This window comes from Mesorhizobium sp. B4-1-1 (assembly GCF_006439375.1).
Classification (GTDB): Bacteria; Pseudomonadota; Alphaproteobacteria; order Rhizobiales; family Rhizobiaceae; genus Mesorhizobium.
The window spans coordinates 74,806-95,073 of record NZ_VFTH01000014.1; the positions used below are offsets into that span (position 1 = coordinate 74,806).

At 63.2% G+C, this 20,268-nt stretch carries 18 protein-coding genes; 8 read left to right on the plus strand and 10 right to left on the minus strand.

The features are described from left to right. Positions 1 to 2 precede the first annotated feature (2 nt). Both ppx and FJW10_RS19755 read right to left on the minus strand, forming a co-directional pair. Positions 3 to 1,538 (minus strand): exopolyphosphatase, encoded by a 1,536-nt coding sequence (gene ppx / locus FJW10_RS19750; protein WP_140835873.1) that lies wholly within the window; start codon positions 1,536 to 1,538, stop codon positions 3 to 5. Beyond that, the gene (locus FJW10_RS19755) at positions 1,535 to 3,730 is read right to left on the minus strand and encodes an RNA degradosome polyphosphate kinase (protein ID WP_140835874.1); all 2,196 of its coding nucleotides are present in this window, start codon (positions 3,728 to 3,730) and stop codon (positions 1,535 to 1,537) included. The genes ppx and FJW10_RS19755 overlap by 4 nt, the downstream gene beginning before the upstream one ends. 250 nt (positions 3,731 to 3,980) lie before the next feature. On the opposite strand from FJW10_RS19755, the gene FJW10_RS19760 reads away from it, so the two are divergent. Both FJW10_RS19760 and FJW10_RS19765 read left to right on the plus strand, forming a co-directional pair. Further along, the gene (locus tag FJW10_RS19760; RefSeq protein WP_140835875.1) at positions 3,981 to 4,226 is read left to right on the plus strand and encodes a zinc-finger domain-containing protein; all 246 of its coding nucleotides are present in this window, start codon (positions 3,981 to 3,983) and stop codon (positions 4,224 to 4,226) included. 29 nt (positions 4,227 to 4,255) lie between these two features. Then, positions 4,256 to 5,488 (plus strand): FAD-dependent monooxygenase, encoded by a 1,233-nt coding sequence (locus FJW10_RS19765; protein WP_140901314.1) that lies wholly within the window; start codon positions 4,256 to 4,258, stop codon positions 5,486 to 5,488. Between the two features lie 158 nt (positions 5,489 to 5,646). Here FJW10_RS19765 and FJW10_RS19775 read toward each other — a convergent pair whose 3' ends face one another. The 5 genes from FJW10_RS19775 to FJW10_RS19795 all read right to left on the minus strand — a co-directional run bounded on the left by FJW10_RS19775 (position 5,647) and on the right by FJW10_RS19795 (position 10,845). Further along, positions 5,647 to 6,312 carry a TIGR02117 family protein gene (locus FJW10_RS19775; protein WP_140901315.1) on the minus strand — a complete coding sequence of 222 codons (666 nt, stop codon included), beginning with the start codon at positions 6,310 to 6,312 and terminating at the stop codon, positions 5,647 to 5,649. Between the two features lie 274 nt (positions 6,313 to 6,586). After that, positions 6,587 to 7,390, minus strand: coding sequence for an amino acid ABC transporter ATP-binding protein (locus FJW10_RS19780; protein WP_095768430.1), 804 nt, complete (start codon positions 7,388 to 7,390; stop codon positions 6,587 to 6,589). A 14-nt stretch (positions 7,391 to 7,404) separates the two neighbouring features. Continuing rightward, positions 7,405 to 8,562, minus strand: coding sequence for an amino acid ABC transporter permease (locus FJW10_RS19785; RefSeq protein WP_140835878.1), 1,158 nt, complete (start codon positions 8,560 to 8,562; stop codon positions 7,405 to 7,407). Positions 8,563 to 8,566: 4 nt separating this feature from the next. Continuing rightward, on the minus strand, positions 8,567 to 9,754 hold the full coding sequence (locus FJW10_RS19790) for an amino acid ABC transporter permease (RefSeq protein ID WP_140901316.1): 1,188 nt from the start codon (positions 9,752 to 9,754) through the stop codon (positions 8,567 to 8,569). A 62-nt stretch (positions 9,755 to 9,816) separates the two neighbouring features. Then, the gene (locus tag FJW10_RS19795; protein WP_140835880.1) at positions 9,817 to 10,845 is read right to left on the minus strand and encodes an amino acid ABC transporter substrate-binding protein; all 1,029 of its coding nucleotides are present in this window, start codon (positions 10,843 to 10,845) and stop codon (positions 9,817 to 9,819) included. 466 nt (positions 10,846 to 11,311) lie between these two features. On the opposite strand from FJW10_RS19795, the gene FJW10_RS19800 reads away from it, so the two are divergent. After that, complete coding sequence (locus FJW10_RS19800; RefSeq protein ID WP_140901317.1) at positions 11,312 to 12,484, plus strand: cystathionine beta-lyase; 1,173 nt, start codon at positions 11,312 to 11,314, stop codon at positions 12,482 to 12,484. Positions 12,485 to 12,785: 301 nt separating this feature from the next. Continuing rightward, the gene (locus FJW10_RS19805; RefSeq protein WP_140835882.1) at positions 12,786 to 13,862 is read left to right on the plus strand and encodes an HPP family protein; all 1,077 of its coding nucleotides are present in this window, start codon (positions 12,786 to 12,788) and stop codon (positions 13,860 to 13,862) included. 47 nt (positions 13,863 to 13,909) lie between these two features. Here the strand turns inward: FJW10_RS19805 and FJW10_RS19810 are convergent, their stop codons facing one another. Further along, positions 13,910 to 14,746, minus strand: a complete 837-nt coding sequence (locus FJW10_RS19810) for a crotonase/enoyl-CoA hydratase family protein (protein ID WP_140901318.1) — start codon at positions 14,744 to 14,746, stop codon at positions 13,910 to 13,912. 82 nt (positions 14,747 to 14,828) lie between these two features. Here FJW10_RS19810 and FJW10_RS19815 point away from each other — a divergent pair, with 82 nt between their 5' ends. Further along, positions 14,829 to 15,413, plus strand: coding sequence for a TetR/AcrR family transcriptional regulator (locus FJW10_RS19815; protein ID WP_140901319.1), 585 nt, complete (start codon positions 14,829 to 14,831; stop codon positions 15,411 to 15,413). Positions 15,414 to 15,462: 49 nt separating this feature from the next. On the opposite strand, the gene FJW10_RS19820 is transcribed toward FJW10_RS19815, so the two are convergent. Then, the gene (locus tag FJW10_RS19820) at positions 15,463 to 16,686 is read right to left on the minus strand and encodes an anion transporter (RefSeq protein WP_140901320.1); all 1,224 of its coding nucleotides are present in this window, start codon (positions 16,684 to 16,686) and stop codon (positions 15,463 to 15,465) included. 632 nt (positions 16,687 to 17,318) lie between these two features. Here FJW10_RS19820 and FJW10_RS19825 point away from each other — a divergent pair. Continuing rightward, positions 17,319 to 19,178: a CHASE3 domain-containing protein gene (locus tag FJW10_RS19825; RefSeq protein ID WP_246674321.1), complete on the plus strand. Its 1,860-nt coding sequence runs from the start codon at positions 17,319 to 17,321 to the stop codon at positions 19,176 to 19,178. A gap of 14 nt (positions 19,179 to 19,192) precedes the next feature. On the opposite strand, the gene FJW10_RS19830 is transcribed toward FJW10_RS19825, so the two are convergent. Further along, positions 19,193 to 19,357 carry a DUF3309 family protein gene (locus FJW10_RS19830; RefSeq protein WP_082048942.1) on the minus strand — a complete coding sequence of 55 codons (165 nt, stop codon included), beginning with the start codon at positions 19,355 to 19,357 and terminating at the stop codon, positions 19,193 to 19,195. A gap of 377 nt (positions 19,358 to 19,734) precedes the next feature. On the opposite strand from FJW10_RS19830, the gene FJW10_RS19835 reads away from it, so the two are divergent. After that, complete coding sequence (locus tag FJW10_RS19835) at positions 19,735 to 19,902, plus strand: Thivi_2564 family membrane protein (protein ID WP_140835886.1); 168 nt, start codon at positions 19,735 to 19,737, stop codon at positions 19,900 to 19,902. A 47-nt stretch (positions 19,903 to 19,949) separates the two neighbouring features. Then, a complete protein-coding gene (locus FJW10_RS19840) occupies positions 19,950 to 20,255 on the plus strand; it encodes a hypothetical protein (protein WP_140901321.1) in 306 nt (101 codons plus the stop codon). Positions 20,256 to 20,268 lie beyond the last annotated feature (13 nt).

Consider the following 20,268-nt stretch of genomic DNA (forward strand, 5'->3'; position numbering starts at 1 on the left):
TGTTACTTCACGGAAACGCTCGGCCCGCCCTCGACCGCCAGCATGAGCCGGCGGTTGGTGATACGTGCCAGTTGCGCCAGCCGGCCGGCCGGGCGCTCGCCATAGAGATCGGAAAGCGAGGCCGGCAACACCAGGGCCAGCGCGCCGTTGCCGCGGCTTTCCCACTTCAGCCGCGGCATCACGCCGGGCATCGCCGCGGTGAGCAGATAGACCACGCGCATCATCGCCGCCAGGACGCGGGCGCGCTCGAGCAGCCTGGGCGGCGCCAGTGCTTTGATCTCCGGCGCGATGCCGTCGTTGAAGATGCCGTCATGGCGATAGGCGTTGGCCAGGGCCAGATAGGCGCGGCCGGGATGGTCGACGCCGATGAAGGAAGCGTGCGCGATGATGTTGAGCGACTGCCTGCCGCGATATTCGGGATGCGCACGCCAGCCGATATCGGCTAGCAGGCAGGCAGCATGGCGGTAGCGCGCCTCGTCCTCGGTCTCGTCGATGCCGAAGGCCTTGAACGCCTTGCCGGTCCATTCGACCAGGTCATGCGCATGGTGCACCGAGCGCGAGCGCAAAAGCGCCAGTTCCTCCGCGGCCGAGATTAGCGGATCGGATTTCTGCTCCTCGGCGTCGAGCAGCGAATAGAGGAACCCTTCGCGCACGCCTTGCGCCGAGACGATGATCTTCGAGGGCTGCATCGCCGTCATGATCTCCTGCAGCACGACCGCGCCGTAGGGCAGCAGCGAGCGGCGGTTCTTGGAGACGCCCTCGATGCCCCTCACCTTCTCGACCTCGCCCTTGGCCACCTGCTTCAGGAAAGCCTGCGCGCTGTCGGCCGAAATCTCGTAGTGGTGCATGACGCCAAGCGGGTAGTTGGTCATCTCCATGTGCAGCCTGGCGAGGTTTCGCCAGGTGCCGCCGACGGCGTAGAAGACCCTACCCTGCCCGCCCTTGAGCAGCTTTGCCCGCGCCAGTTCCTGGCGCGCGATCTTCTGCGCCTGGACGAGCGAGTTCCTGGCCATATCCTGCAGGCGCAGGCCGCCGAGCGGCAGCGTGATGCCCTCGCCGATCGTTTCGCGATTGATGTCGATCAGTTCGAGGCTGCCGCCGCCAAGGTCACCGGCGATACCGTTGGCCGGATGGAAGCCGGAAATTACGCCGAGCGCCGAATAATAGGCTTCCTGACGACCGGTGAGCACACGGATCTCGGTCTTCAGAACGTCCTCGGCGCGATGGATGAAATCGGGGCCGTTGCCTGCCTCGCGCGCCGCCGCGGTGGCCAGCACATACATATGCTCGGCTCCAGCTTGATCCGAAAGCGCGCGAAAACGGCGGAATTCCTCCATCGACCGCGTCACCGCCTCGGGGTCGAGCTTGCCCGTCGAAACGATGCCGCGGCCGAGGCCGGCCAGCATCTTTTCGTTGAACAGAAGCGTGGGCGAGCGTGCCAGCCCCTCATAGACGACGAGGCGGATCGAGTTCGATCCGATGTCGATGATCGACAGCGGTCGCCGGTCCTGAAGCCGGCCCTGGGAAACTGCAATCACGCGGCGCCGTTCTTCTTGCGGCGCTTGAACTGAGCGATGCGTTTGGGCGCATGCGATTTCAGCGCGTCGCCCCGTCCGGAGAGGCTCGGATTGGTCATGAAATATTCCTGCGCGTTGAACGGTTCTTCGCCTTCCTCCAGCACAACGCGCCGGGAGGTGCCGTCAGCCAATACGTCGAAACTTTGCTGGTTGTCCATGATATTGCCCAGCATGATCTGACCAAGCACCTGTTCATGCACAGTTGGATTGGTGATCGGCACCAGGGTCTCGACGCGGCGGTCGAGATTGCGCGGCATCATGTCGGCCGACGAGATGTAGACGACCGCCTCGTCCGACGGCAGACCGTGGCCGTTGCCGAAGCAGAAGATGCGGCTGTGCTCGAGGAAGCGGCCGACGATCGATTTCACCCTGATATTCTCGGAAAGACCCGGCACCTGCGGCCGCAGACAACAGATGCCGCGCACGACGAGGTCGACCTCGACGCCGGCGCGGCTGGCGTCGTAAAGCGCGTCGATGATGGTCGGATCGACCAGCGCGTTCATCTTCATCCAAATGCGCGCCGGCCGTCCTTCGCGGGCATGGACGATCTCGTCCGAGATGTGTTTCAGGATGCGGTTGCGCAGCGTGAAGGGCGATACGGCAAGGCGCATCTCCTCGGCGGGCTCGGCATAGCCGGTGATGAAGTTGAAGAGCTGCGCGACATCGCGCGCAATCGTCGGGTCGGTGGTGAAGAAGGACAGGTCAGTATAGATGCGGGCGGTAACCGGGTGGTAGTTGCCGGTGCCGAGATGCACATAGTTGCGCAGTTTGCCGTCCTCGCGGCGCACCACCAGCGACATCTTGGCGTGTGTCTTCAGCTCCAGGAAGCCGAACACGACCTGGACGCCGGCGCGCTCGAGGTCGCGCGCCCAGCGGATGTTGGCCTCTTCGTCGAAACGCGCCTTGAGCTCGACCAGTGCCGTGACCGACTTGCCGGCCTCGGCGGCATCGATCAGAGCGCGCACGATCGGGCTGTCGTTGGAGGTGCGGTAGAGCGTCTGCTTGATCGCCACCACTTCCGGGTCGGCGGCGGCCTGGCGCAGGAACTGCACCACCACGTCGAAGGACTCGTATGGGTGATGGACGACGATGTCCTTCTCGCGGATGGCGGCGAAGCAGTCGCCGCCATGCTCGCGGATGCGCTCGGGAAAGCGCGGATTGTAGGGCGTGAATTTGAGATCGTCGCGCGGAATGGCGACGATCTCGGAGATCTGGTTGAGCGCCAGCGGACCGGTGAGCACGCTGATGCGGCTCGACGAGACGCCGAGCTCGCCGGCGACGAAGTCCCGCAACGCGGCCGGCATCAGCGTGTCGAACTCGATGCGGATCACCGAGCCGCGGCGGCGCCGCTTCAGCGCCGTTTCGAACAGGCGCACCAGGTCTTCCGACTCTTCCTCGACCTCGATGTCGCTGTCGCGGATGATGCGGAACGTGCCGGAGCCCTTGACCTCGTAGCCGGGGAAAAGCTTGCCGATATAAATGCCGACCACTTCCTCCAGCGGAATGAAGCGGACATGGTTCTTGCGGTCGGGCAGGCGGATGAACCGCCTGAGCGCCACCGGCAGGCGAAGCAGCGCGCTCATCTCCTCGCCGTTCTTGCGATGGCGCAGTTGCAGCGCGATCGAGAAGCCCAGATTGGGAATGAACGGAAACGGATGCGCCGGGTCGATCGACAGCGGCGTCAGCACCGGGAAAACCTGCTCCTGGAAATGCTCTTCCAGCCAGGCCTTCTCGTCCTTGGTGAGCGCATCGCGGGTGATGCTTTCGATGCCTTCCTTGTTGAGCAGGACCATCAGCGCCGAGAGGCTCTTCTGCTGGTCCTCCTGCAGGCGCTCGACCTCGCGCAGCAATTGCTCGAGCTGCTGCTCGGGCGTGCGGCCGTCCGGGCTTTTCAAGGCGATGCCCTCGCGCACCTGGCCGGCAAGGCCGGCGACGCGGACCATGAAGAACTCGTCGAGATTGGCGGCCGAGATCGACAGGAAGCGGACGCGTTCGAGCAGCGGGTGGTGCTCGTTCAGCGATTCCTCCAGCACGCGGCGGTTGAATTGCAGCCAGGAGAACTCGCGGTTGACGAAACGGTCGGGATTGCCGCCGTCCGGGCTGGCCGCCTCGACGGTGATGAACTCGCTCTGCACAGGCTTCAATTCGTTCATGGTTTCCCGCTCTTGCCCGCAACCGTCCCACGGAACGCCGCATATTGCCGTCAGGCGACGCTCTAACACGTCTTTGTGACGCATGATCGTCACGGAATCGATCCGTGCCAGTCCCATGCGCTTAACCGGCTCAACTTATCCTCTGCCAGCCTTTTGCGACAGTTTGATTTCATCGATCTTGCAAACTGGCCTGTTATGCTCCAGATGCAGACGGGTCACACCCACTGGCCGAACCCAATTGGAGACGACGATGGCAGGCGGTAGCATTCCCCATTTCCAGAACGACGCGGGCCATCCGGTCATCGAGATCGGCGTCAGGGAATTCATGTGCACCGGCGCCAATCCGCCTTTCGACCATCCGCATGTGTTCCTCGACATGGGCGACGACAATGAAAAGGTCTGCCCCTACTGCTCGACGCTCTATCGCTATTCGCCGTCGCTGAAGGCGACGGAGACGCAGCCGGCCGGCTGCCTCTATATCGACCAGGCCGCCTGACCCTGCAGATCATGAATGACTGCTAGATCATGGCTGAAACACGGTCCCGGCAAATCGTCATCGCCGGGGCTGGCATTGCCGGACTGACGGCGGCGCTTGCCTTTGCCGAGCGCGGTTTCCCGGTAAAGTTGTTCGAGCAGGCAAAGCAACTCGAAGCGGCCGGCGCCGGCCTCCAGCTTTCCCCCAACGCGACCCGCATCCTGCGCCGGCTCGGCGTGCTCGACCGCCTGCTGCCAAACGCGATCCGGCCGCAAGCGGTGGTGCTGAAGGACGCAAGAAGCCTGCGCGAGCTGGCGCGCGTGCCGCTTGGGGAAGCCGGAGAAAGGCGCTGGGGCGCGCCCTATCTGGTGGCGCACCGCGCCGACCTGCAGGCAGCGCTGATGGCCACGGCGGCGGACCGGCCAGATATAGAGCTTGTCACCGGGGCGCGCGTGACCGGCATCGCCCTCGACCCGCAAAGTGTTGCCGCAGCGGTCGAGATCGACGGCAAAGCGACAAGTGTCACAGGCGGCCTGCTTATCGGAGCGGACGGTGTTTGGTCTTCGCTTCGCGCGGGGCTTGCCAGGACGGCCGGCTTTGTGGCGAGCCGCTTTTCGGGCGAGCTCGCCTGGCGCGCGACGGTTCCTGCGGAAAGCGCGGCCGGCAAGGCCTTCGCGCAAATCGGCGCTACCGACAGCGTCACCACCTTCCTGCATCCCGGCTTCCACATGGTCGCCTATCCGGTGAGCAAGGGCCGCGCCTTCAACCTTGCGGCCTTCACCAAGGGCGAGCGCATCGCCGAAGGCTGGTCCGGTCATGCAGACCCCGCCCTTCTTTCCGATGCCATGCGCGGCACGGCGGCAACGCTGTCGAACCTGGTGGCGCTCGCCGGCCCCTGGACGGCGTTCCCCATCCACACGGTCGAGCAGCGCCGCTGGACGACGCCGGACGGCGTCGCGCTGATCGGTGACGCCGCGCATGCCATGACGCCGTTCGCGGCCCAGGGCGCGGCGATGGGGATTGAGGACGCCTCGATGCTCGCCAATCTGGTCGCCCATTTTCCCGGCGATCCGAAGCAGGGCCTGACGGTTTGGGAGGATCTCAGACGGCCGCGCGTCGAAAAGGTGCTGAAACGCGGCGCGCTCAATCGCCTGGCCTGGCATGCCAGCGGACCGGTGGCGATCGCCCGCAACCTGGTGCTGGCGACCCGGCCGGCTGAGCGGCTCGCCGCGGACTTGGACTGGCTGTATGGCTGGGAGGAGCGGAAGGTGGTCAGGCGGTAGGAGGCGGACGACCGGATAGGCTGGCGCGAAGGAACGAGGCGCTCGCCAATTGCTACTAAAGCGCGTCGCGCTGAAGCGGATTCAGGCGACGCGCTTTAGCCTTTGTTTCCATGCATGTCGTTATCGCAAAACCGCTGCACACTTTTGCGCGACATGCATTAATCATACAACCGCAACGACCACCACAGCGTCACCGGCAGCGGGTTCCACCATCCCGTGCGCAGACCTGCGGCGCGCAGCGCAGCTGCCGTCCAAGTATTGCAGCCGACCAGGGCGTTGAAATGGCCGTTGGCGTCGTAGAAGCGGTCGTAGGTTGAATACCCAGCATTCTCGATCGCCATCGGGCCACCCGGCCCCTGCCGAAAACTCGCCGCGATATGGTCGAGCAGCGCCGCAAAATGCGCTTCGTCGATGTCGAAGCCGGCGACGGCGGGATGCGGCTCCTTGATCGCGCCGGCGACATCGACATGCATCACCGAAGCGTCGATGGTGAGCGCTTTCAACACCGGCGCGGCCTTCACCTGCGACCATGTCGGCGTCTGCAGATAGAAGGCGCGGCCGCCCCAGCCGAAGACGATGTAGCGCGCCTCCGGCGCTTCGATCGGCAGGCCGGCATCGGCCAGGAAGTCGAAGCGCCGGCGTACGCCATCATCGAGGGGCACAGCGATGTCGGTGTGGATCGGGTTCCTCAGCACCAATATGTGCCGCGTCCCCTCGCCTCGGGCGGCGGCTGGCCAGAGCGGGCGCGGCACCAGCGTGCCGAGCGCGGCGGCAAGCACCACCGCTGCGACGAGCATTGCCAGATATCGCAGGAATTTTCGCATCAGGCGCGGTAAGCTGGCCGCATTTGTCGCAGCTCTCGAGATTGGCCGAACCCGTTCGTGACTTCGTCATCCTCGGGCTTGACCCGAGAGTCCATGCCGTGCCCTCTGCCGGAGGGCGCGACGGTGCAGAATTCTGAACCGCAGCAACACCTCGATGTCACGGCATGGATTCTAGGGTCTGCGCCGCGTCGCTTCGCTCCTTGCTTCGCCCTAGAATGACGAAGCCGAGGGGTGGTTCGAGCAACCTCCGAGCAACCTGTTACCGGGCTCCGCCTCAGTGCAGGATCTGGCTGAGGAAGAGCTTCGTGCGCTCATGGCGCGGATGGTCGAAGAACTCGGCCGGCGTGTTCTGCTCGACGATCTGGCCCTGATCCATGAAGATCACGCGATTGGCGACCTTGCGGGCAAAGCCCATCTCGTGGGTGACGCAGAGCATGGTCATGCCCTCTTCCGCCAGCCCCACCATCGTCTCCAGCACTTCCTTGATCATCTCCGGATCGAGCGCCGAGGTCGGTTCGTCGAAGAGCATGATGCGCGGGTTCATGCACAGCGAGCGCGCGATCGCCACGCGCTGCTGCTGACCGCCCGAGAGCTGGCCCGGATATTTGTTGGCCTGCTCCGGGATCTTGACGCGCTTGAGGAAATGCATGGCAATCTCCTCGGCCTGCTTCTTCGGCATTTTGCGCACCCAGATCGGCGCCAGCGTGCAGTTCTCGAGGATGGTGAGATGCGGGAACAGGTTGAAATGCTGGAACACCATGCCGACCTCGCGGCGCACCTCGTCGATCTTCTTCAGATCGTTGGTGAGTTCTTTGCCGTCGACGATGATCTTGCCCTTCTGGTGCTCCTCCAGCCGATTGATGCAGCGGATCATGGTCGACTTGCCGGAACCGGACGGACCGCAGATGACGATGCGCTCGCCGCGCATCACCTTGAGGTTGATGTCCTTCAGCACATGGAACTCGCCATACCATTTGTGCATCCCGACGATGTCGATGGCGACATCGGTGGTGGAGATGTGCATCTTGGCGGCGTTGACCTTGATTTCTTCCGCGCTGACGGCGTTTTCGGTGGCCATAACCTGTTCCCTTTTTATCGTTTATAACCGGTATCGAGCCGGCGTTCGGTGTACATTGAATAGCGCGACATGCCGAAGCAGAACAGCCAGAAAACGAAGGCGGCAAAGATCAGGCCGGACTTCGCGGTCTGCGGGGTCGCCCAGTTGGCATCGGCGAAATTCTGCTTCACCACGCCGAGCAGGTCGAACATCGAGATGATCAGCACCAGGCTGGTGTCCTTGAACATGCCGATGAAGGTGTTGACGATGCCGGGGATGACCAGCTTCAGCGCCTGCGGCAGCACGATCAGGCCCATTTTCTGCCAGTAGCCGAGGCCGAGCGAGTCGGCACCCTCATACTGGCCCTTCGGGATCGCCTGCAGGCCACCACGAATCACTTCGGCCATATAGGCGGCGGCAAACAGCGACACGCCGATCAACGCACGCAGATATTTGTCGAAGGTGACGCCCACGGGCAGGAACAGCGGCAGCATGACGCTGGCGAAGAACAGCACCACGATCAACGGGATGCCACGCACCGTCTCGATAAATATGACACTAAGCACCTTGATGATCGGCATCTTCGAGCGCCGGCCGAGCGCCAGGATCACACCGAGCGGCAACGACACCGCAATGCCGACAAAAGAAAGGCTGAGCGTGACCAGCAACCCACCCCAGCGCGCAGTCTCGACAGCCGGCAGGCCGAACACACCGCCGAGCAGCAGGAAGAAGGCGACGACCGGCAATCCCGCGAAAAGCAGGATCGCGTTCAGTCTTTTGCCCGGCACGCGCGGGATCAGCATCGGCACCAACAGCGCCACGAACAGGATGGCGACCAGGATCGGCCGCCAGCGCTCCTCGATCGGATAGGTGCCGAACATGAACTGGCCGAACTTGGCGTTGACGAAAGCCCAGCAGGCGCCGGTCCAACCGTCGGGCTGGATGCCGCCTTGCGTGACGGTGGTGCAGACCGTGCGGTCGGGCCCGGTCCACTGGGCATTGAGGAAAGCCCAGTTGATCACCTGCGGCAGGACCCAGAGCACGATGGCAATACCGAGAATTGTGAGGACGGTGTCGCCGACCGAACCGACCAGGTTCTTGCGCACCCAGGCATAGGCGCCGCGTTCGGTAGGCGGGGCCGGCTGCGCAAGCGCCATCTCGGTGCGCACCCAGGACATGTCGTGTTCCTGCATGGCCCTACCTCTCCACCAGCGCCATTCTGGCGTTGACGATGTTCATGACAAAGGACGTCACCAGGCTCAGCACCAGATAGGCGATCATCATGATGAACACGCCCTCCACCGCCTGGCCGGTCTGGTTGAGGACCGTGCCGGCGGTCGCGGTAAGGTCCGGATAGCCGATGGCGATCGCCAGCGAGGAGTTCTTGGTCAGGTTGAGATACTGGCTGGTGAGCGGCGGGATGACTATGCGCATCGCCTGCGGGATGACCACAAGCCGCAGGATCGGACCGGAGCGGAGGCCGAGTGCCGCCGCTGCTTCGCTCTGGCCTTTGCTGACGCCCCTGATGCCGGCGCGCACGATCTCGGCGATGAAGGCCGCCGTGTAGAAGGAGAGCGCCAGCAAGAGCGACAGGAATTCCGGCTTGACCCAGAAGCCACCGGTCAGGTTGAAGGTCGACTGCTTCGGAAAATCGAAGGTGAGCGGCATGCCGCTAAGCAGGTAGGCCAGCACCGGCAGGCCGACGATAAGCGTGACCGATGTCCAGAAGACCGGAAATTGCTGACCGGTCGCCTTCTGCCGCTGTCGCGCCCTGTGGGCGACGAACCAGGCCATTGCAATGGCGAGCAGCAGTGCGACGCCGATCAGCCAGGAGCCATCCCCCCAAACGGCGCGCGGAAAATAGAAGCCGCGCTGGTTGAGGAAGGAGCCGAAAGGCAGATGGATGCTCTCGCGTGGCGGCGGCAGCACGGCCAGCACGCCGGAATACCAGAAGAAGATGACCAGCAGCGGCGGGATGTTGCGGAATATCTCGACATAGACGGTGCAGATCTTGCGGATCAGCCAGTTCTGCGACAGGCGGCCGATGCCGATGGCGAAGCCCACGATGGTCGCAAGCACGATGCCGGCGACGGCAACGATGATCGTGTTGAGCAAACCGACGACCAGCGCGCGGAAATAGGTCGAGTCCGACGTATAGGCGATCGGCGTGTCGGAAATGTCGAAGCCGGCCCTGCTTCTGAGGAATTGGAAGCCTGAAGCGATGTGGAGGCGCTGAAGGTTCTCGATGACGTTGTCGACGATCCACCAGATCGAGCCAAAGAGGAGGATCACGACCAGCGTCTGAAAGAACAGGCTGCGTATTCTCGGGTCATTGATGAAGGAGCCGCGACTCGGCTCCCCGCGAAGAATTTCCTGCGAAGCCATGGACCGTCCCCTGGAAAGAGAAACCGGGAGGCAGACGACCTGCCTCCCGGATCACGTTTCAATCAGCGGATCGGCGGACCGTATTGCAGGCCGCCCTTGGTCCACAGCGCGTTGATGCCGCGCGCGATCTTGAGCGGGCTGCCCGAGCCGACATTGCGCTCGAACATTTCACCGTAGTTGCCGACAGCCTTGACGATGTTGACAACGAAGTCGTTGGAGAGGCCGAGATCGGCGCCGTACTTGCCGTCGGGTTCAGTGCCGAGGAGGCGCTGGATGTTCGGGTCGGTCGACGTCTTCATCTCGTCGACATTGGCCTGCGTGATGCCGGCTTCCTCGGCATTGAGCAGCGCGAAATACGTCCAGCGCGCGATATGCGCCCACTGGTCGTCGCCCTGGCGCACGGCCGGGCCGAGCGGCTCCTTGGAGATGATCTCGGGCAGCACGACATGGTCGGCCGGCGAGGAGAGCGTCAGACGGATGCCATAGAGGCCGGACTGGTCGGTGGTATAGGCGTCGCAGCGGCCTGCATCATAGGCGGCGTTGACCTCTTCCAGTTTCTCGAACACGACGGGGTTGTACTCCATCTTGTTCTTCTTGAAGTAGTCGGCGAGGTTGAGCTCGGTGGTGGTGCCGCTCTGCACGCAGACGGCGGCGCCCGAAAGCTGCAGCGCGGAGTTCACGCCGGGCAGCTTCTTGGCGTTGATCATGAAGCCCTGACCGTCATAGTAGGTGACGCCGACGAAATCTAGGCCGAGCGCGCTGTCGCGGTTGCTGGTCCAGGTGGTGTTGCGCGACAGGATGTCGATCTCGCCCGACTGCAGGGCGGTGAAACGCTCCTTGGCACTGAGCGGCGTGAACTTGACCTTGGAGCCGTCACCGAAGACGGCGGCCGCAACGGCGCGACAGAAGTCCGCGTCGATGCCCTTCCAGTCACCCTTGTCGTCCGGCGCCGAGAAGCCAGCGAGGCCGGTCGAGACGCCGCACTGGATAAAGCCCTTCTGCTTCACGGTATCGAGCGTGCCGGCCGAAGCGGCGGACGCCATGAACCCGAGCGCGGCGGCGCCAAGAATGCCGATTGCAATGTGTTTCATGACCCACAGACCCTTTTCTGTTACAGGCGCCCCTATCGCCAGGCGACGCTTGATCTTTTTTCGTTTGTGAATGCAGCTCCCACTTCAAGGCCCACTCCCGGACCCGCATCGGTTGCCGATGCGCTGCCTCCCATTCACGAAACGCATCGAAGGCGATTATTCCTGTGAGGTCAAGGGAAATGACCGATTCCAGAGAGGTTTGAAAAGCAATTGCCGCAAATGCCTGAATTGCGGACAAGAGCACATGAAACCGGCAGGCGATGCGAACAAATCAGCCAAGTTGCGCCGCCGCGAATCCGTGGTCCGGCGCCAGAATCCGCAGCGGCGATAGCGGTGCTTTACTGGGCTTGCGCGCCTTTGCATTGGCCCAGCGGAAGATCGGCTTTTGGTGGGCCCGGCGCGGTTGCGTCGGCATTGCCGCCGCTTTATGGCTGGTCCCCTGACATCCTTCGACGGGCGACCAACCATGGCTAGAGACGGCATCGAAATGGGCATCAACACGCTGCTTGCCCATTCCGGCAACAACCCACGCGACTATTTCGGCTTCGTCAACCCGCCAGTCGTGCATGCCTCGACGGTGCTCTATCCGGACGCCGCTTCGATGGCAGGGCGCAGCCAGAAATACACTTACGGCACGCGCGGCACGCCGACGATGGACGCGCTGACGCTCGCCGTCGATGCGCTGGAAGGTTCGGCCGGCACGATCGCGGTGCCTTCCGGGCTGGCGGCGGTGACGGTGCCGCTGCTCACCTTCCTTGCCGCTGGCGATCACCTGTTGATCGTCGACAGCGTCTACCACCCGACGCGCCACTTCGCCGACACGATGCTGAAGCGGCTCGGCGTCAAGGTCGAATATTACGAGCCGCGCGTCGGCGCCGGCATCGCGTCGCTGATCAAACCAAACACAAAGGTAGTGTTCACCGAATCGCCGGGATCGAACACCTATGAGGTGCAGGACATCCCGGCGATCGCGAAGGCTGCACATGCGGCGAACGCCATCGTGATGATGGACAACACCTGGGCGACCCCGCTCTATTTCAAGCCGCTCGACCATGGCGTCGACATCTCGATCCACGCGGCGACGAAGTATCCGGCCGGCCACTCCGACGTGCTGCTCGGCCTGGTTTCGGCCAACGAGACCCATTGGAAACAGCTCTACGAGGGCTTCTGCACGCTGGGCTGTTGTTCGGGACCCGACGACATCTATCAGGTGCTGCGCGGCCTGCGCACCATGGGAGTGCGCCTTGAGCATCACCGCAAGAGCGCGCTCGATATCGCGCGGTGGCTTGAGGAGCAGCCGGGCGTCGCCCAGGTGCTGCACCCGGCTCTGGAAAGCCATCCCGACCACGCGCTTTGGAAGCGCGATTTCTGCGGCTCGACCGGCGTCTTCTCGATCGTGCTCAAGGGCGGTGGGCAAAAGGCGCAGCACGCCTTCCTCGATGCGCTCAAGACCTTCGGCCTCGGCTATTCCTGGGGCGGCTATGAGAGCCTCGCCGTTCCGGTCTTTCTCGGCGACCGCATGCTTGCCAAAGGTTCGTACGCCGGCTCGCTGATCCGCCTGCAGGTCGGGCTCGAGGATGTCGGAGACCTCAAGGCCGATATTCTGCGCGGGCTGGCCGCGGCGGCTGCAGCCGGATGACAGGCTGATCGGCGCAAGATTCCGAACGGCAGACAAGCCTCGCATCGCGCGCGGCGTCGTGCGCAACGACGCCGCGGCCGCCCTTTGCGTGGCCGGCGATTGCCGGGCCGATTCCGCAAACGGCCGTAACGCCTTGGCGCGATTGAGAAAGCCGAGGCCGCTGGCGACATGTCCTATGCAGTTGGCGGCGCAATAATATTCTCCCAGGCTGCGAATATACGGATTGGCTTGGCTTCCAAATCCGTGGTTTCAACGGCATTGCGAGCAACGCAATTCCACCCCAATCGATCCAGGACCTGCCATGGCGTTCCGCCTCTTTGTTCCGATCCTAGCTGGCGCCACGTTGCGCGAACGGTTGATCGCCTGCATCGGTGCCGTGATCGGCATCGCGCTGACCGGCGTGATCAGCGGGCTTGCGATGGGCAAGGGCGCGGATGTAGCAATGCTGGTGGCACCGATGGGTGCTTCGGCGGTGTTGCTCTTTGCCGTTCCCTCGAGCCCGCTGGCGCAGCCCTGGTCGATCATCGGCGGCAACACGATCTCGGCGCTGGTCGGCGTGACGGTGGCGCATTTTGTGCACGACACGGTGATCGCCTCTGGCCTTGCGGTGGCGCTGGCAATCGCCGCCATGTCATTCTCGCGCTCATTGCATCCGCCGGGCGGCGCGGCAGCGCTTACCGGTGTACTCGGGGGGCCGGCCGTTGCCGCCGCCGGCTTCCTGTTTCCTTTTGTGCCGGTGGCGCTGAACTCAATCATATTGGTGACGCTCGGTTTTCTGTTCCACAAGCTGTCACGACGCAGCTATCCGCACGTGCATCAACCCGCGGCCGGCCACGGCACCGCCGACCGGCCGCCGGCCGAGCGTGTCGGTTTCCGGCCCGAGGATGTCGATGCGGCGCTGTCCGCGCTGGACGAGACTTTCGACATCGACCGCGACGACCTGGAACGCCTGCTGCGCCAGGTCGAGTTGCAGGCGATGGTGCGCTCGCAGCGCACGCTGCTGTGCAAAGATATCATGTCCCGCGATGTGATCTCCGTGCCGGAAACCGCCTTGGCCGACGAAGCACGCAAACAGCTGATCGATCACAACATCCGCACTCTGCCGGTGGTCGACACGGACGGCAGGCTCACTGGCGCGGTAGGCCTGCGCGAGCTGACGAGAGCCACCGATACGGTGAAAGGGGTGATGTCGAAGGCCGGCACCGCCTCACCCGAGACGCCGGCGATGAGCTTGCTGCCCGTGCTGACCGACGGGCGCAGCCATGCCGTGGTGATCGTCGATAGCAGCCGCCATATACTAGGGCTGATCACCCAGACCGACCTCCTGGCTGCGGCAGCACGCGTACAGGCGCCGGCGCAGTTCAAAGCGGTGGCATAGCGCTGGACCAATCACCTGGCATGCCTCCCGCTCACCGTTCGATCGCGTTACCGCGCCGCTCGTCTTGCCCCGGCCGGCCGGGTGATATGCATCCATGTGCCGTCATAGATCGGCTTGCGTCGCTCCATCCAGGCACTCATGCCTTCGCGCAGATCGGCCGTGGGAGCCATGCGCGCGAACTGCTCGGCCTCGACGAGCAGGCCTTCGGCAATGCTGTGATCGAGGCCGCGCGCGACAGCGGTGAGGATGCTCGCCACTGCCGCGCGCGAGTGGCTGACGATGCGCCGTGCGAGGTCGAGCGCGGCCGGCATCAACTGACCGTGCGGCACAACCTGGTTGACGAGGCCGAGCTCTAGTGCCCGGGTGGGTGAGAACGCATCACCGGTGAGCAGCAGCTCCAGCGCGCGCTTGCGGCCGGCCAGTCTCGGCAAGCGCTGCGTGCCGCCGAACGTCGGCGGCATGGCGAGTTTTATCTCGGGCTTTGCAAACAGGGCGCGATCACTGGCAATCGCCAGCGGCACCGCTTCGGTGATTTCGCAGCCGCCACCAAAGGCCACACCGTTGACGGCGGCGATGACCGGCTTGCGAAATGCCTCCAGCCGCGCCGTCAGGCGCTGGCCGCGCGTCACGAAATCGCGCAGCGCGACATCGGTGCCTTCGGCCACGCTCAACGAGAATTCGTGGATATCGGCGCCGGCGGAGAAGGCGCGCTCCCCTGCCCCGGTAAGGATGACGGCGCGCACGCCATCGTCCGTCTCGATCAGATCGAGAAGCGAAAGCAGGCGGTCGATCAGCGCGTAATTCAGCGCGTTCAGCTTGTCGGGACGGTTGAGGGTGAGGATGGCGACACGGTCGCGCGTCTCGCTCAGCACAAGTTCGGTCATGGCTTTTCCTTTCCGGCGGTTCGGCGGGATAAGGAGCAGGCTTTCGATTGCTTGTATATTCACTAGTCGGTATACTTACGCGATGAGCGAAGAAGCCAACCCTACTCGAAAACGCCTTGTCGACGCGGCTACCAAGCTGTTCTATGCCGAAGGCATCGGCCGCGTAAGCGTCGACGCAGTGGCCGAAAAAGCGGGGCTTACCAAGCGCACGCTCTACTACCATTTCAAGAGCAAGGACGACCTGATCGCGGCCTATCTCGACGGCCGCGACCAGCCCAATCTCGAGCAGATGGCCGGCTGGTTCGAAGCGGCGGAGGGCGGCACGGATAAAAAGGTCGAGGCGATCTTCACCAACCTGGCGCGGGTGGCCCGCCATCCCAAATGGAAGGGCTGTGGCTTCCTGCGCACGGCCGCCGAGCTGGCGGCGACACCCGGACATCCGGCTGTGAAAGCTGGAGCACGCCACAAGACCAATTTCGAAAAGTGGCTGGCAAGCGCGCTTTCAGGCCACGATGTCGCCGAGGCGAAAATGCTGGCGCGCGAGATCGTGCTTTTGATAGACGGCGCCTTTTCCAGCATGCTGATCCATCACAATCCCGACTACATCGCTGCCGCCGGTCATGCCGCCGCGACGCTGATACGGGTAAGGATGACGGGCAAAGGCTAAGCCGGACTTTAGCGCTCCCTGCGGCCGGATAAGGCGCTCCGAAGGGACCTCAGGCCCAGGCCAGCCAGGCCGTGCCGACCAGGAGCGTCACCAACGTCAGCGGCAGGCCGACCTTGAAGAAAGCGGAGAAGGAAAGCTCCTTGCCGGCCGCCTTTGCCTGCTCGGCGACAATCAGATTGGCGACCGAGCCGAGTAACGTGAAATTACCGGCAAGCGTCGAGCTCATCGCCACGACCAGCCAGGCTCGCTCCGGGTTTTCCAACCCGGGGATGAAGGGCCGGAGCGCCAGCACCGCCGGCACATTGCTCATGATGTTGGAAAGCACCGCGGTGAAGCCGGAGAGCCGCCAGACATCGTCGAGGCCGATGCTCTTCGCCCAAGCGATCATATCGGGCGTGAGCAACGTGCGCTCGGCTCCGGCCACCACCACGAACAGGCCGGCGAACATGAAGAGCAGCGGCCCGTCGATCTCGCGGTAGATGCGCCGCGGCTTGATTGCCCGGGTGACCAGCAGGAAGGCGCCGGCAATCAGTGCTGCCTTGGCAACGGGAACGCCGGCAAAGAAGGCGAGCGCCAGCAACACGCAGACGATGGTGGCCTTCAACACCTGCCCGGGCAGCATGCGGCCGCGATAGACTTCCGGGCTGAGTTCGGCGGGGCGGGAGAATTCGGTGCGGTAGACGATGCGCACGATGACGATGACGCAGAGCAGGCCGAACAGCGCCACCGGCGCGAGCGCCAGCGTGAAAGCCGGATAGGAAATGCCGGACAGCGCGCCGATCACCATGTTCTGCGGATTGCCGGTGATAGTGCCGACGCTGCCGCAGTTCGAGGCCGTGCAAGTGGCGATGAGGTAGGGCACCGGGTTGCGGTTGATGACCCGTGTGACGTGGACGACGATCGGCGCCATCACCAGGCAGATCGCGTCGTTGACCAGGAAGGCCGAGAGCAAGCCGGTCAACAGCGTCACCATCACCAAAAGCATGAAGGGTGCATGGGCATGCTCGATGGCAAAGCCGCCGAGCGCCCGAAACGCGCCCGAGACCTTCAGATGCGCCACGACGATCATCATGCCGAGCAGCAATGTGATGGTGTCGAAATTGATGGCTTTGTAGGCATCCTCAATGCCGATCGCGCCGATGGCGATCATGGCGGCGCCGCCCAGCAGCGCAATGCCGGCGCGGTCGAGGCGCAGGCCCGGGACACGGCCGACAGCGACGCCGGCATAGGTGAGCACGAGGATGAAAAGCGCGCCGGCGCCAGTCCAAGTCATTGCAAGAAGGTTCCCGTTGCCTGCCCTGTCCCCGCCAGAATCCGTCGACGCATCGGGCGGCACCACATTTAACAAGGCCAGCGCAAAGGGAAAGCGCGCAAGCGCGTGAAAGCCTTAGTTCGCTTTCATGCCTTTCACATTCATAAACCCTAATGTAAAGAATAGTGAATTAACATATATGACCGATAATCCAGGCGGTGGGGACTAAACGGATGAACACGGTCGTTGAAGCGGAACATCGTGTCCCGTCAGGGGAGGAATTGATGCGTCCGCAGGAATGCTCCCGCTGTCACGGAGCCAAGAAGGTTTTCGTTTGCGCGCGCTGGCTGAGCTCGAACGGCCATTGCTGCCCAGGGGGCACGCACCGGCTGAACTGTCCGGGACACAGCATCGTCTGCCTCCAATGCAATGGGCGCGAGAGCTAGCGGGATTCAAGCATCTGCCGCCGGTCGACCGCAACGCCGCGGAATTCCATTTAATGGCATCGGCCGGGGCCGCTTTCATTAAAGTTTAACATAGCCAGGCCTGCCTTGCCTGCTGCAATCATTACCTTATGGACCTGGCTATTGCCTTGCGCTTTGCCGCCGCCTACGACTTGGCGAATTTCATGATTTCCTCAGGCCTGCAAAGCAATGATTGTCCGACTGCGACGCGCCCTGCGATGGCAAGCGCTTCCGCTCCTTGCCGGCTTTGCGGTCGTCGCGCTGATCATCGTCTTGCGCGCCATCCTCGCCGAGGCGCAGATTGCAGACCGCGACGCCAGCCGCGAAGCGATCGAAGCCCAGCAATTGCTCTCGAGCCTGCTATCGCTCGCCCAGGACACCGAGACCGGCCAGCGTGGCTATCTGCTGACGGGCGAGAAGAGTTACCTACTGCCATATCAGCATGCGGTCGATGCGCTGCCGGCGTTGCTCAGGCGCATCGACGAGATGTTTCCGGCCGGTAGCGACAGGGCGCAGCAGGTCGTCGGCATCAAGGATGCGATTACCCGCAAGCAGGCCGAACTCGCGGAGACGATCAGGCTCTACGACACGGGCAACACGGCCAAGGCCCTGGACATCGTGCGCGGCGGCCGGGGCAAGCTGGATATGGAGCAGATCCGCGCCAATATCGACGCGATCCGGCGCATCGACGGCGCAAACCTCGCTTCCCGCGCGGAGCGCATGGAGCAAATCGAAGGCTGGTTGCGCGCCGGCTCGTTCGCCGCGCTGCTGGGCATCTTCCTGCTCGGCATCTACACGATCCGCCAATCCAGCCGCCGCTTCCACGAGGTGGCTACGGCGCAAGACGCCTTGAGGGCGAAGAACGCTGCGCTGCTCAACGAAATCGAGACGCGTGAAAAGGCGGAGTCGCAACTTCGCCAAGTGCAGAAGATGGAAGCGGTTGGCCAGCTCACGGGCGGCATTGCGCATGATTTCAACAATATGCTGGCCGTCATTACCAGCGCCATGAACCTCGCGCAGCGCAAGCTCGCCCGCGGCGAGCATGACGTGCAGAGCTTCGTCGAGGCTGCCGCCGACGCCGCGGCGCGCGCCGCCAATCTCACGGCCAGGCTGCTTGCCTTTTCCAGGCAGCAGCCACTGGCGCCGCAGATCGTCGACGCCAATCGCCTCGTCGCTGGCATGTCGGACCTTTTGCACCGAGCGCTCGGCCATGCGGTCGAGATCGAAACGGTGCTGGCGGGCGGACTCTGGAAAACGCATGCCGACCCGAGCCAGGTCGAGAACGCGATCATCAACCTGGCGGTCAACGCGCGCGACGCGATGGACGAAAAGGGCAAGCTCACCATCGAGACGGCCAATTGCTATCTCGATGAAGCCTATGCGGTGGCGCATCCGGAGGTGAAGGCTGGCCAGTATGTGATGATCGCGGTGACCGACACCGGCGCTGGCATGTCACCCGATATCATGACCAAGGCTTTCGAGCCGTTCTTCACCACCAAGCCCGCGGCCAAAGGCACAGGGCTGGGGCTCAGCCAGGTGTTCGGCTTCGTCAAGCAATCCGGCGGTCACGTCAAAATCTATTCGGAGCCCGGCGAAGGCACGACGGTCAAGATCTATCTTCCACGTTTCACCGGTTCAGAAGAAGCGACGATGCCGGCAAAGGTAGGCAGCCGGAGCGATACTCCGGCAACCGAAACCGTCCTGCTCGTCGAGGATGACGCTCGCGTGCGCTTTTCGACGGCCGCCGCGCTGCTGGAGCTCGGCTACACGGTCGTCGAGGCTGCCAGCGGTGAGGAGGCGCTGCGCAATCTCGGCGAGAATGCGGCCATCGCACTGATGCTGACGGATATCGTTATGCCGGGCATGAACGGCCGCCAGTTGGCCGAACAGGCACGCAAGCATTCCCAATCGCTGAAAGTGGTGTTCATGACCGGCTTCACCCGCAACGCGGTCGTGCACAATGGCGTGCTCGACCATGATGTGCACTTCATCGCCAAGCCGTTCACGCTGGAACAACTGGCGGCAAAGCTGAAGGATGCGCTGGCTTGATTGCTGGGCGGCTATCAGATCCGTCCGAGCACAACCAGAATGATAACAATTACAAGAACCAGGCCCAGACCACCGCCGCCATAGTAGCCCGTGCCGTAGAACGGCCCGCCGCCCAAGCCGCTGAAGCCGCCAAGCAGGGCAAGGATAAGAATGATGATAAGAATTGTGCCGAGACCCATGGACTTTTCCTCTCTCTGAAGCTCGAACCCAGCGCCGTTATGACCAAGTCAACTCGCAAGCGGCACGCATGTTCCGCTCACCTCTGGGCCGATGCTATTCGGACCTGGCCGAGTGAGCCGACACCATAGGCTGCCCGGGGTTGGCCTCAAGTTTGATGGGAACCAAAAGCATAAGCGCGACGGCGATCGCGATCGAAGCGATAACGGTAGCGGTGCAGAATACGTCTTTCATGTTCTCATCCTTAATATTCAAAGATGCTGAACAACGTCTCCGCCAAGTCTCCTGTTCCACTTGACCTTCGTGGAACCATTCTCCCGTCCGCAACGTTTGAGGCAGCCCGATCTGGGCAACCTTGGGATAAAACGGAGGCAGGCATATGGGCGCGTCGGTTCTTGTCGGCATATTGATCACCTTCCTGGTGGTGATCCTGGTGCTCTACCTCGTGCAACGGCTGCCGCTCGATGCCCGCGCGCGGCAAATCGCGCAGATCATCGTCATCATCATCGGCATCATCTCGCTGCTCAAATATCTTGCGGTGTTCTAGCCGCGATCCATATTCGGCACCCGGAAACGTCAAAAACCCGGTGTCCCATGAGAACCCGGTCGATCGCACTTGCCGCAGGCAAGATATTGTTGGCCGGCACAATGTTGTGCGCCGCGAGCGTTGCCTATGCCCGGCCAGATACGCGCGCCATGACTTGCGCGCGGACGCAGGCGCTGATCAAAAGCGACCATGCCGTGGTCTTGACCACGGGCCCGAACACCTATGACAGGTTCGTTCGGCAATTCGGCAATGAGTGCGACTGGCCGGAAGTGCCTGTCTCGACGACGGTTCCGGCCAAAGATGGCGAGTGCCGCGTCTATCGGTGCGAGGAGCCGATCAACCTTCCCGACTGACCGATGCTTCTTG